Here is a 13,180-nt window from a genome sequence, read left to right on the forward strand (position 1 = left end):
AATGGTTATTTTTGGGAAAGTTTTTTCCGATTTTAATGGGAAATGGTGATTGGATGTTGGAGCAATATTTACCTTTTGTTGGCTTAATAATCTTTGGTAATATTGAAAATTTAGTTTTATCTTCTCAAGGTGTTGTGGCTGGAGTTAATCCTGTCAAACTTGGAATTGTAAGTATTTTGTGTGTTTCAATGTGGTTGATTATTGGAACTTTCGGAACTCAACTCCTTATTAATTATGTTGATTTCATTGACTTCATTGGTGGGCTTGCAATATTTATTTTAGGTGCTCAGGCAATGGTTAAATCCATAAGGGGTGAATAATTTGAGTTCAGATATCAAACAATTTTCTATTTTAATTGTTTTTGGTAACATTGAAAACTTGATTTTAGCCGCTCAGGGTGTTAATGCCCATGTAAATCCACTTGGATTGGCATGTTTAAGCTTAATTGCCGTTGTTTGTTGGTTTTTAATAGGTACTTTTGGTACAAAGGTGGCCATGAAATATGCAAGATATATTAATTTCATCGGCGGGCTTGCAATATTTATTTTAGGTGTTCAAGCGATGGTGGAATCCATTCCGGGCATGTTAGCATTTTTCCATTAATTTAATTCTTTCACTGTTTCACTGTTGATTTTCATGAAATATTTTAAACATAAAATTTATGGAGCTTTATTTAGCATATTTAAAGTTTTTCCGATTAATAAAAATAAGATTACATTCATCACCGATTCAAAAGAATCGTTTAGGGGTAATCTGGATTACATTAAAAGGGAATTTGAAAAAAGAGGCTCTTTTGAATTCAACGTTTTCTATAAGGATAAATTTTCTTTCAGTTCATTTAAAAATTTGGCGTCATCTAAATTTGTATTTTTAAATGATAATTTCTTTCCAATAGCTTTCATGAATTTTAAAAAGGAAACGACTGTCACTCAGCTATGGCATGCTCCAGGCGCTTTTAAAAAGTTTGGAGGATCAGTCGATAGTGGGAGTGTTGATATTCTTAAAAAAATTAGTAAGAACACTGATTATTTAATTGTTTCTTCTAAAAATATTGAGGATTATTATAGTGAGGCCTTTCAAATTCAAAAAGATAAGATAAAGCCGTTAGGCCTTCCAAGAGCTGATTATTATTTTGAAAATCATGACATTGATGAGTTGAAGGCCAGATTCTACAAGAAATACAATATTGATGCAGATAAAAAAATTGTTCTCTATGCTCCAACTTTTAGGGATGAGGAAAAATACAATAATGTCTTTAATTATTTAGATTTAAAGGATTTTAATGAAGTTTTAGGAAGTGATTATATTTTGGCTTTAAGACTTCATCCAAAAATTAAGGATTTTTATTCAGATGATATTTCCACTGAAGGGAAGTATGTGGATTGCAGTGATTATCCTTCAGAACAGGAATTATTGTTAATCAGTGACGTTTTAATCACGGATTATTCATCCATAATGATTGAGTTTGCAATGTTGAATAAACCTATCGTATTTTTTGCATATGATTTTGATACTTATTTATCAGATGAAAGAGGATTCTATTTTGATTTTAAATCTGGTGTTCCGGGACCTGTTGTTGAAAATTCAAGTCAATTGATTAATGCAGTTAAAAATTATGATTTCGATGAAAGTAGAATATCCAAATTTGTAAAGACACAGTTTGATGTAATTGATGGTAAAGCATCCGAGAGAGTTGTTGATTTTCTATTAGAATGTGAGGGTTAATATGTCAAATGTTAAAGTCAGTGTAATTATTCCAGTCTACAATTGTTCTAAATATATAGGTAACACTCTCGATTCAGTAATCAATCAGACTTTTAGGGATTTTGAAATAATCGTCATCGACGATGGCTCAACTGATAATAGCTTGGAGATAATAAATGAAAAATTAAATGGTTGCGGCCTTCAATATAAAGTGATTCATCAGGAAAATGCAGGGGTCAGTGTTGCAAGAAACAGGGGGGTTGACGTTTCTACAGGCGATTACATAGTTTTTATCGATGGTGATGATTATGTTTTACATAATCACCTGTCTGAGCTGTATACCGGAACAAATGATTTTAGCTTAACCCAGTTTGTAAAACAGGACGGAGAAAAAGTATCCAATCCCAATTATTTTGATTTTGAAATTATCTCTACAGAGGAGTTTATCAAAAAAGAACTGAATATGGAAATTTTATTCAATTTTTTCCAGCTCATGTATAAATCCAGCATCATTAAGGAGAATAACGTTCGCTTTACTCCAGGCATCGTTTATGGGGAGGACACGGAATTTGCACTTAAAGCCTTAACCTACGGTGATAGGATACATATAAGTAATGAAGTGACTTATTATTATATTCAGCATTCTGACTCAGCAATAAGAACAACCGAATTTAGAAGGTTCGACATTGTTGACATTTTTGAAAATCTAGCTAATTTTTACATACTTCATGGAAAGCATGAATTAGCTAATTTAATTTTCACTTCAAGAATTCCTAGAGCTATTTTTGGCAATATGAACTACTTCTTTTATAGTTGTTATGGTTTTGATGATGTAATGTATATCATGAAGAAAAGAGACTTGCTTACAAAATTGTCAAAATTTAAGGGAGATAGAAAATTCGCTTTAAAAGTTAAGCTATTTTTATTATATCCAAGATTATATTATAAACTGTGGTTTAGATTTAAAAATTCAATTGATTAGCATGAAAGTTTCTGTTGTAACACCAAATTATAATGGGGAAAGGTTTTTAAAGACTTTCTTCGAATCGCTTAACAATGACAGAGAATGCATTGGAGAAGTTATCATCGTAGACAATGGGTCTAATGACGGAAGTAAGGACTATATTAATGAAAATGAATTTGGATTGCCGATAAGATTGATTGAAAACCTTGAAAATTTAGGCTTTGCGCCTGCCGTTAACCAAGGCATATTAGAGGCCAAACATGAATATATCCTATCTTTGAACAACGACACAGAAATGAAAAAAGGTTCCATCAAACAGATGGTTGATTTAATTTCTTCCCGTGAAGACGTGTTTTCCGTTCAAGCTAAAATGCTCCAATTTAATAATAGACAGTTAATTGACGATGTTGGAGATGAATATAACTTGCTTGCTTGGACTAAAAAGACGGGTGAAAATCACAGTTGCGATGAGTTTTCAGAAATTAAGGAAATATTTTCAAGTTGCGCCGGTGCGGCATTATACAAAAAATCCATATTGGATGAACTGGGGATGTTTGATGAGAATTTCTTCGCATACATGGAAGATGTTGACTTAGCCATCAGGTCAAAAATCAACGGTTATCATAATTTGTTATGTCCGGATGCTATTGTCTATCATGTTGGTAGTGCAACCAGCGGAAGCAGGTATAATGAGTTTAAAGTCAGATTAGCCGCTCGAAATAATGTGTGGGTTGTTTACAAAAATATTCCCATTCCCTTAAAAATTATCAATTTCATTTTCTTGTTTTTCGGATTTTTAATTAAATACATATTCTTTTTAAGGAAAGGTTTTGGTTCTGTATACCTTTCCGGAATTAGGGAAGGTTTATCTGCAAGGGATAAAATTACCAAGACAAAATTCAAATCAAAAAATACAATAAATTATTTAAAAATTGAATATAGACTAATAGTAAACACGATAAAATTTTTAAAAAGATGAGTTTCATGAATCTTTCGATAGTTATTGTAAATTATCAAACGTTTGATTTGACAAGGGATGCTGTTAATTCTATTTTTAAATATTCATATCCTTTTAGTTATGAAGTCATCGTTGTTGATAATGCATCTGGCGATGATAGTTTAGCCAGATTACAAGATTATTTCAAGGATAAAGTAAAATTCATTTCATCCAATGAAAATAATGGCTTTGCAGCAGGCAATAACAAAGCATTGAAGCAGGTTAACAGTGATTATGTATTGCTTTTGAATTCAGATACAATAGTCAATGGGAATACATTGGAAAATATTTATAGTTACATGGAAGACCATCGGGATGTTGGTGCATGCGGTTGCAGAGTTTGTTTGGAAAATGGAGACCTTGACAAGGCGTGCAAAAGGACTTTCCCTAATGTAAAAAATTCTTTTTTCAGATTGTTCCATATTCCGACCAATAGCAGTGATGACAATTACAATTTGACCGATTTGCCCGATGATGAAGTCTATGAGATAGACTGCCTTACCGGAGCATTCATGTTTATTAGGAAGAATGTTTTGGATGAAATAGGATTGCTTGATGAAACGTTTTTCATGTACGGTGAGGACATTGACCTGTGTTATAGAATCAAGAAATCCGGCAGGAAGATTATTTATTATGGAAAGTCTTCAATAGTTCATTTTAAAGGTGCAAGCAGCAAGAAACAAAAAAATAAGTTGATTTATGAGTTTTATCGTGCAATGTACATTTATTATAAAAAGCACCATGCCGGAGAATCTTCATTTATTGTAAACATTGTTGTTTATTTTGGAATCGCTGTTTTATTCGTTTTAAAACTATTTTTTAATTTGTTTAAAAAGAAAAGTTAAATAATATATTAACCAATATTATAATTAAAATTAGTTTCTGGTAATTATTATGATTAAGGAAAATCAGCGATTGTTGAACATTCTACTAGTATTTCTGGATGTATTGGTTGTACTGGTTTCCATTATAGCTTCATTTTGGTTGAGGTTTGAGACAACTTTATTTGGCCCAATCGGCGGCCATTTGAGTTTCTTTAGTTATTTTATATTTTCCTTTTTTGTAGTGGTTCCCGTCTATTTAATTTTATATTTTGCTTTTGGATTGTATAAGCCACGCAGAACCTATAAAAATTTGTTTTCAGAGGCAACACAAATTATAAAGGTTAATATTATTGCTTTTTTCGTATTGGTTTCTATTTTGTTTATCATCAATGAACCTAACTTTTCAAGAATCATGCTTTTCCTTATAGCTATAATCGGTTCATTTTTAGGAATAACTGAAAGATTTGTAATCAGAAGCTTTTTGAAAAGGATTAGAATAAATAATAGGAATTTAAAGCATATTTTAATCGTGGGGGACAATGATTTGGCTTTCACTTTTGCCCGTAAAATCAGATTGAATCCCTATTTGGGTTTTGCTGTCAATGGATTTTTAGGAAGGCCGGAACATGTTGGCGATGAAATTGAAGGAAGCAGAGTAATCGGCTCCTTTGAAGACATAGATAGTATTTTAGAAAATCACAGATTTGATAGGGTCGTCCTGGCAATTCCTTTGAAATATTATTATCGTATCAACGAGCTTGTGGAAAGTTGTGAAAAGGTTGGGATTAAAGCGGAAATTATTCCAGATTACATTAGGTATTTTCCAGCTCAGCCATCTGTTGACATGATTGAGGATATTCCAATCATTAATATACGTTATGTTCCATTGGACGACGATTTCAATAGATTCCTAAAATACGCTTCAGATTATATTATTTCAATAATAGCCATTGCTATAACTTCTCCTATCATGATTATCACTGCAGTAGCTATTAAATTAACATCAAAAGGCCCTATTATATTTAAGCAGGAAAGAATAGGCCATAATGGTAAGCCATTCATGATGTACAAGTTCCGAAGCATGAAAGTTCAAAATCCTGGGGATGAAAAATCTGAGTGGACCACAAAAGACGATCCCCGTAAGACAATGGTTGGTAACTTCATTAGAAGAACCAGTATTGATGAGCTGCCTCAATTTTTCAATGTTTTAAATGGGCAAATGAGTGTTGTAGGTCCAAGACCTGAAAGACCTTATTTTGTTGACCAATTTAAAAAATCAATTCCAAAATACATGGTTAAACATCAAGTAAGGCCAGGCATCACCGGTTGGGCTCAAATTCATGGTTGCCGTGGAGACACTTCAATCAATAAACGTATAGAATATGATATTGAGTACGTAGAAAACTGGCACATGGGTTTGGATTTGGCCATAATGATTAAAACAACTTTAAGGAAAAGTTCAAATGCATATTAGACATGTGCACATTTTCACATTTTCACACATTGGCTAAATTTATTAAAAATTTTTTTAAAAATAATAGTGAATATTACTTTTCAAATGCTCTCTCTAATACTTTATATAAGGCATGGATATAAAATTATAATTAACTTTTCTATGAGGGGTTTGGTATGCAAGAAGAAATTTTACAATTATATGAAAAAATCAAAGATCAACTTTCTGAAGAAGAGTTTAACGCTGAAATTGAAGAATTACGTAAAGATTATGATGATGTAGGTTTTATGAATGACATTGACCTCGCACGAATGATTTTAGAAAATTATGGTGTTGAGGTTCCTGAAGTAAGCTCTACCGATGACGATTCTTCAAGTGATGAGACTTTAGATGAATCTGCAGAAAATGAAGACGTTGAAGTTCAAGATGATGGAATAAAAATGACCGAAGAACTTCAAGAGTACTATGAAAAAGTTAAGGATAAAGTTAGTGAAGAAGAATTCTTAGCTCGTTTGGATAAATTTAAACAAGAGAATTCTGATATTTCATTTTACAATGATGTTACTTTTGCAGGAATGGTCGTCAGCGAATTGGAAGATAAGGAAGAAGAAGTTGAAGCCATATCTGAAAGGCCGGAATACTCCAACGATTCAATAAAAGATTTGGAAGATGGTCTAAAAGACGCTTCAGTTACAGGCAGAGTCATATCCATATCCAATAAACGATCATTTAAGACACGTAAAGGTAATGAGGGAGAAGTCTGTAATGTAGAACTTCAGGATAACACTGGAACTATGAGATGTGTTTTCTGGACTCCAAACATGACTCTTTTAAAGAAATTTAAAGAGGGAGACATTATCCAAATTAAAAATGTAGATATCAAAGAGGGATATTCAGGACTTGAAGCTAATTTAAGGCCAAGGTCTTCTATTGCTCATTTAGAGGAAGATTCCTCAAAATTCCCTGTTTATGAAGAAATCATCACTGACATTGCCGATATCAAAGCTGACACTAAGGTGAATATTATTGCTAGAATCCTTAGAATTCCTACTATAAGAAGCTATGAAAAGAACGGAAAGCAAGGACGGGTAGCCTCACTTGAATTACAAGACGCTACAGGAAAAATTACATACACATTATGGAATAAAAATGTAGAGTTAATTAAAGATTTAAATTTAGAAGATGGTGACACAGTAAAAATCCTTGCCGCTCAAGCTCGTGAAAGGACAAACAGGGACGGTGAAAATGAAATTTCTTTAAGTCATTGGGATGGAAGAATCGTTAAAGGCGAATATGATGTTCCGGAAGTTGAACAAGAGTTCTCTCAAATCGGTGACTTAAGTGAGCAAAAAGACGTTTCTATTAAAGGAGTTGTAATAAGACTTCAGGATATTAAAACTTTCCTTAGAAAAACTGACAATAGTGAAGGTAGATTAAGGAATTTCGATGTAGGTGATTCAACTGGAGCTATTAGGGTCACCGTTTGGGGTGATGATACTTCCTTGCCAATAAACAAGGGAGACATTGTTAAAATCATTGGAGGGGATGTTCGTTTCGATGAATACACTGAAAGCGGATACTCAATGAACACCAATTTCAATACTCAAATTACTATTAATCCTGAAAATTTAACAATCGAAGAATTAGATGAATTCGATGGAATAAGAGAACAGTTAAGACCTACTCCTATAGGTTCTATTGCAGAAATTGACGATGATGGAAAAGAAATTGACATAATCGGCAGAATCCTTTCTGTAAACGATATTAATGAATTCCAACGTGATGATGGATCTGTTGGTGTTGTTCGATCAGTCATGTTTGCCGATGAATCAGGCAAGGTTCAATTGTCTTTCTGGAATGAAAGAGCTCAAGAGGAATATGTTGTTGGAGATGCATACCAAATTGAAAATGCCAGAACAAGATTAGGCATGATGAGTGTTGATTTAAATATCGGAAATGGTGCTAGAGTCATTAAATTATCAGAAGAACAAGCGTCTGCAATGTTTATCCCTGAATTGTCTACATTAGAAAAAACAATTTATAATCCTAAAAAGATTGAAGATTTGGATGAGGATGAGGAAGATACTATTATCATGGGCAGAATCATTGAAATGTATGATGTTCGTGAATTTGACAGGGATACAGGCGACACAGGGCATGTTAGAAATATTGAAATAGCTGATGACACAGGCACTATCAGAGTGGCATTGTGGGATAAAGATGCAACTAAAGAACGTGAAATCGGAGATGCTATTAAATTGCAAAACCCTCGTTTAGAATTAAATAGGGATAATCGTCTTGAAGCTAGCGTATCAAGAGCTACAACCATTCTTGAACCTAGTGAAGCCGAATTAGATAAAATACCTTCCATTGATGAATTAATGGAAGCAATTTATGTTCCTAAAACAATCGAATCATTGCTTGAAGACGATACAAATGTTTGTGTCACCGGTACTATTAAGGAAGTAAGCACACAAAGGCCGATTCTTAAAAAATGTCCTAATTGTAACTCAACCGTTGAAGAAACAATCGATGAATATATTTGTGATAATTGTGGCCATACATTTGATGAACCTGATTATCTTTTAATGGTTCCTACAAGAATCGAAGATGATACTGGAGATATTCAAGTTACATTCTTTGATAATTTAGCTGAAGAACTTATCGGAATGAAAAAAGAGGAAATTATTAGTCTCACTGAAGATGGTTACGGCATTGAAGATAAGCTTGAAGATTTGAATGGTTTAACTATCGAGATTATAGCTAATGTTAATTTTGATGAGTATAATGAAGAAAATAGGTTAAATCCTAAGAAAATTTTAAACAAATATTTTTAAATAAACGAAAGGAATGATTATTATGGTAGAATTAGCAGATTTACCAGGCGTTGGTGAAAAAACAGCAGAAAAATTAAAAGATGCAGGTTTTGCTGATATGATGAGATTAGCTACAGCTACTCCTAAAGAATTATCAGTCAAAGCAGAAATTGGTGAAGGAGTTGCTGAAAAAGTTATTGAAGCGGCCCGTAGAGCTGAAAATATTGATTTTGAAACAGCATTGGAAGTAGATGAAAGAAGAAAAGATGTTGGTCATATTACTGTGGGAAGCCAAGAATTCAATGATCTAATCGGTGGTGGAATCGAAACACAATCAATTACTGAAGTGTTCGGTGAATTTGGGTCTGGTAAAAGTCAAATTTCCCATGAATTAGCCGTCACTGTTCAATTACCTGTAGAGCTTGGCGGTCTTGATGGGGAATGCGTATTTGTAGACACTGAAAATACTTTCCGTCCTGAAAGAGTAAGGCAAATTGCTGAAGGTTTTGATTTGGATGTTGAACAAGTTTTAAGCAGGATTCATGTAGCTCGTGCATTTAACTCTTCTCATCAAATATTAATGGTTGATAAGATTAATGAACTTATTCAAAACGGTTCAAACATCAAATTAGTCATTGTTGATTCATTAATGGCTCATTTCAGGGCAGAATATGTTGGAAGGGAATCTTTAGCCGTCAGACAGCAAAAACTAAATCAGCATTTGCATTCACTTCAACAGATTGCAAACACATATAATGTCGCTGTTTTCCTTACAAACCAAGTCCAAGCTAAACCGGATTCATTCTTTGGAAGTCCGACAAAAGCTATTGGAGGGCATGTTTTAGGGCATGCTTCCACTTATAGGATTTGGCTTAAAAAAGGTTTAGCAGGTAAAAGAATAGCCCGTTTAGTCGATTCACCTCATTTGCCTGAAGGCGAATGCGTATTTAAAATTACTAGCGAAGGTATCGTTAGCTAATTTTAATTTTTCTTTTTTTAAATTAATTTATATATTTAAAAATTCATACTACTAAGTTGTATGAATGCAATTGAAACTACTATTTTATCTATTATTTTAATGATTGGTTTGGGATATTTCCTTAAACGAATTGATTTTTTATCTCAAAATGATATCGATCCATTAAATAAAATAGTGATGTATATTTTAATGCCGTGCATGATTTTTTCTGCATTGTACTCAGCAGATTTATCCTTAATACCAAAATTGGGAGTTCTGCCACTTGTAATTCTTGCATCGTCTTTTGTAACGGGCGTCGTTTCATTTTTCATATTGAAGAGACTGCATTTCGATGATAAAAAATTGTGGAGTGTGCTTGTTACAGTAATGATTGCAAATACTGCATTCATGGGATATCCTGTTAATTTGGGCATTTATGGTGATGCAGGATTTTTAAGGGCAATATTTTGTGATACTGCAACAATGTGTATCTTTTTACTCCTCTCTTTTGTCTTGATTTTAAAATTTGGAGGAACTTTAAAAAAGGCTGTTAAGAAAATCGCTCTGTTTCCACCTTTATGGGCAATTATATTGGGTTTAGGTTTAAATATCCTTAACATTCCTATTGGGGATGTTTTAACTAACACTGTCGATTATTTGGGCGGCGGCGCTATTCCCTTAATCATGATCTCTTTGGGTTTGTCCATTAATCTTGATGGGCTTTCACGCAACAAGTCCATGGTTGCTTTTACATCCGTGATGAAGCTTTTATTTTTCCCTTTTATTGCATTCATGATTGTGTCTTATTTGGGTCTTGTAGACCTTCAGTATAGCGTTTCAATTGTGGAGGCTGCAATGCCTTCAGGAATGTTGTCGTTATTGCTTTCAGTCACATATAACCTTGACTATGAACTCACGTCTGATTGCATATTGATCAACACTGTAATCTCTTTGATTACACTACCTCTAATTATCATGTTATTGTAGCAAAAAATCGCTATTTTTAACTTAACCTAAATTAATTATTTTATCAAATTCTAATTGCCTATCTTTATTTGATTTAGATAGGTATATTTCTCCTTTTTTTAACCTATAACGTAATTTTAATCAATATTTTTTTTCATCATATATAAACTTTACTCCCCAGTTTATTCAGAAAGCTTTATAAGTGTGGACTTACTACATATGTATATCTAATAGTATGTAAAATTTTACTGACTACTTTTTAAAAATTGCAATTTTTTATATATATTAGATATTTCACGACTTGTACAAGGTGAATTAAATATGGCAGAAGAAACAAATAATAACGAAGAATTAAGGATAGGTGTTTACGTCTGTCACTGTGGTGTAAACGTCGGTGGAGTCGTAGACTGTCCTAGTGTAGCTGAATATGCTAAGACCTTACCTAATGTAGTTCACGCAACTGACTACAAGTACATGTGTTCCGACCCAGGTCAAGCAATGATTCAAGAAGACATCAAAGAGAAAAACTTAAACAGAATTGTTGTAGCAGCTTGTTCCCCTCGTCTTCACGAACCTACTTTCCGTAGATGTGTAGAAGAAGCTGGATTAAACAAATTCTTATTTGAATTTGCTAACTTAAGAGAACAAGACTCATGGGTACACATGAACCAACCTGAAGAAGCTACTGCAAAAGCTAAAGATTTAACACGTATGGCTGTAGCTAAAGCTAGATTACTCGAACCATTAGAAGCTACTAAAGTAGCAGTAAACAACACTGCATTAGTTATCGGTGGTGGAGTAGCTGGTATCCAAACTGCATTAGATTTAGGTGACATGGGCTTCAAAACCTACATGGTAGAAAGAAACCCTACCATCGGTGGAAGAATGGGACAATTAGATAAAACATTCCCAACTCTCGACTGTTCAATGTGTATTTTAGCACCTAAAATGGTAGACTGTGCAAAACACGAAAACATCGAATTGATTTCCTACGCAGAAGTTACTGAAGTAGACGGATACATCGGAAACTTCAAAGTAACTGTAGAGAAAAAACCTAGATATGTAGATGAAGATTTATGTACTGGATGTGGAGCTTGTCAAGAAGCTTGTCCTATCGAAATACCTAACTACTACGACGAAGGTGTAGGTATGGTAAAAGCAGCATACATCCCATTCCCTCAAGCTGTACCATTATGTGCAACTATCGATAAAGACTACTGTATCGAATGTAACTTATGTGTACAAGCATGTGGACCGGACGCTATTGATCACAATCAAGAAGCTACCACTATTGAATTAGAAGTTGGTACTATTGTTGCTGCAATCGGTTACGACCCATTCGACCCATCTGGAATTTACCAATACGGATACGGACGTTTCTCAAACGTCATTACCGCTATGGAAATTGAAAGAATGATTAACGCATCAGGTCCTACCGGTGGACACGTAATCAAACCTTCCGACGGTATCGAACCTAAACGTGTTGCATTCATCCACTGTGTCGGTTCAAGAGATGAACAAATCGGTAAACCATACTGTTCCAGAGTATGTTGTATGTACTCCATGAAAAACGCTCAATTATGTATCGACCACGAACCTGATACCGAAGTAACCTGTTACTACATGGATATCCGTTCATTCGGTAAAGGATACGAAGAGTTCTACAAAACATCTCAAGAAAAATACGGTATTGAATTTATCAGAGGTAAACCAGCACAAATCTTCGAAAACGACGATTTAACCTTAACTATCAGAGCAGAAGATACTTTACTCGGTAAAGTAACTGAATACACTTACGATTTAGTTGTATTAAGCGTAGGTCTCGAACACTCCGCTGGATCTGACGAACTCAGACAAACCTTAGGTCTTTCCAGATCTGCAGACGGATTCTACATGGAAGCTCACCCAAAACTCAGACCTGTTGACACCTTAACTGACGGTGTTTACATTGCTGGTGTAGCACAAGGTCCTAAAGATATTCCTGACTCCGTAGCACAAGGTTCAGCTGCAGCATCCAGAGCAGCAATCCCAATGGCTAAAGGAGAAGTAGAAATCGAACCTATTATCGCAGCTAACGACGAAGCAATTTGTGGTGCTTGTCAAGTATGTGTTGAATTATGTCCATTTGCAGCTATTTCAATTGCAACTGGCGTAGGTGGAAAAGAATTTGCACAAATTAACTCCGCATTATGTAAAGGATGTGGAACTTGTGTAGGTGCATGTCCATCTGGTGCTATGAACCAACAACACTTCAAAACCGAGCAAATTATGGCACAAATCAGTGCTGCTCTTGAAGACTTAGGTAAATAGATTTAGAGATTAATCTCTCTATTTCTTTTTTTATTTTTTTACATTAACATCGCTATTTTTATTTTAAAACTTATTTTCTATTTCAATTTAAAATCATTTTCTGTCTTTTTCACATATACTTCCATTTTTTCATAACTATTATATTAGAAGATAAACAAAAATTAAATCATAATATTTAATTGGATATT

Annotated in this window: 11 protein-coding genes; all 11 read left to right on the forward strand. The window is 33.8% G+C overall.

Annotated features, from left to right (window positions below):
• Positions 1-53 precede the first annotated feature (53 nt).
• The 11 genes from IJE64_RS02325 (at position 54) to IJE64_RS02375 (ending at position 12,992) form a co-directional block, all read left to right on the forward strand.
• Positions 54-320, forward strand: a complete 267-nt coding sequence (locus IJE64_RS02325) for a hypothetical protein (RefSeq protein ID WP_292781645.1) — start codon at positions 54-56, stop codon at positions 318-320.
• A 1-nt stretch (position 321) separates the two neighbouring features.
• The gene (locus IJE64_RS02330) at positions 322-603 is read left to right on the forward strand and encodes a hypothetical protein (protein ID WP_292781455.1); all 282 of its coding nucleotides are present in this window, start codon (positions 322-324) and stop codon (positions 601-603) included.
• A gap of 33 nt (positions 604-636) precedes the next feature.
• A complete protein-coding gene (locus tag IJE64_RS02335) occupies positions 637-1,725 on the forward strand; it encodes a CDP-glycerol glycerophosphotransferase family protein (protein ID WP_292781458.1) in 1,089 nt (362 codons plus the stop codon).
• 1 nt (position 1,726) lies between these two features.
• Complete coding sequence (locus IJE64_RS02340; protein WP_292781461.1) at positions 1,727-2,686, forward strand: glycosyltransferase family 2 protein; 960 nt, start codon at positions 1,727-1,729, stop codon at positions 2,684-2,686.
• Between the two features lies 1 nt (position 2,687).
• Positions 2,688-3,647 (forward strand): glycosyltransferase family 2 protein, encoded by a 960-nt coding sequence (locus IJE64_RS02345; protein WP_292781464.1) that lies wholly within the window; start codon positions 2,688-2,690, stop codon positions 3,645-3,647.
• Between the two features lie 5 nt (positions 3,648-3,652).
• Positions 3,653-4,510: a glycosyltransferase family 2 protein gene (locus tag IJE64_RS02350; RefSeq protein ID WP_292781467.1), complete on the forward strand. Its 858-nt coding sequence runs from the start codon at positions 3,653-3,655 to the stop codon at positions 4,508-4,510.
• A gap of 49 nt (positions 4,511-4,559) precedes the next feature.
• Positions 4,560-5,963, forward strand: a complete 1,404-nt coding sequence (locus IJE64_RS02355; protein WP_292781470.1) for an undecaprenyl-phosphate glucose phosphotransferase — start codon at positions 4,560-4,562, stop codon at positions 5,961-5,963.
• A 155-nt stretch (positions 5,964-6,118) separates the two neighbouring features.
• Positions 6,119-8,779 carry an OB-fold nucleic acid binding domain-containing protein gene (locus tag IJE64_RS02360; RefSeq protein ID WP_292781473.1) on the forward strand — a complete coding sequence of 887 codons (2,661 nt, stop codon included), beginning with the start codon at positions 6,119-6,121 and terminating at the stop codon, positions 8,777-8,779.
• A gap of 22 nt (positions 8,780-8,801) precedes the next feature.
• Positions 8,802-9,737, forward strand: a complete 936-nt coding sequence (gene radA, locus IJE64_RS02365; protein WP_292781476.1) for a DNA repair and recombination protein RadA — start codon at positions 8,802-8,804, stop codon at positions 9,735-9,737.
• Positions 9,738-9,797: 60 nt separating this feature from the next.
• Positions 9,798-10,703, forward strand: a complete 906-nt coding sequence (locus tag IJE64_RS02370) for an AEC family transporter (RefSeq protein WP_292781479.1) — start codon at positions 9,798-9,800, stop codon at positions 10,701-10,703.
• A 300-nt stretch (positions 10,704-11,003) separates the two neighbouring features.
• Complete coding sequence (locus tag IJE64_RS02375) at positions 11,004-12,992, forward strand: CoB--CoM heterodisulfide reductase iron-sulfur subunit A family protein (protein ID WP_292781482.1); 1,989 nt, start codon at positions 11,004-11,006, stop codon at positions 12,990-12,992.
• Positions 12,993-13,180 lie beyond the last annotated feature (188 nt).

This window comes from Methanobrevibacter sp. (assembly GCF_017409525.1).
GTDB lineage: Archaea > Methanobacteriota > Methanobacteria > Methanobacteriales > Methanobacteriaceae > Methanocatella.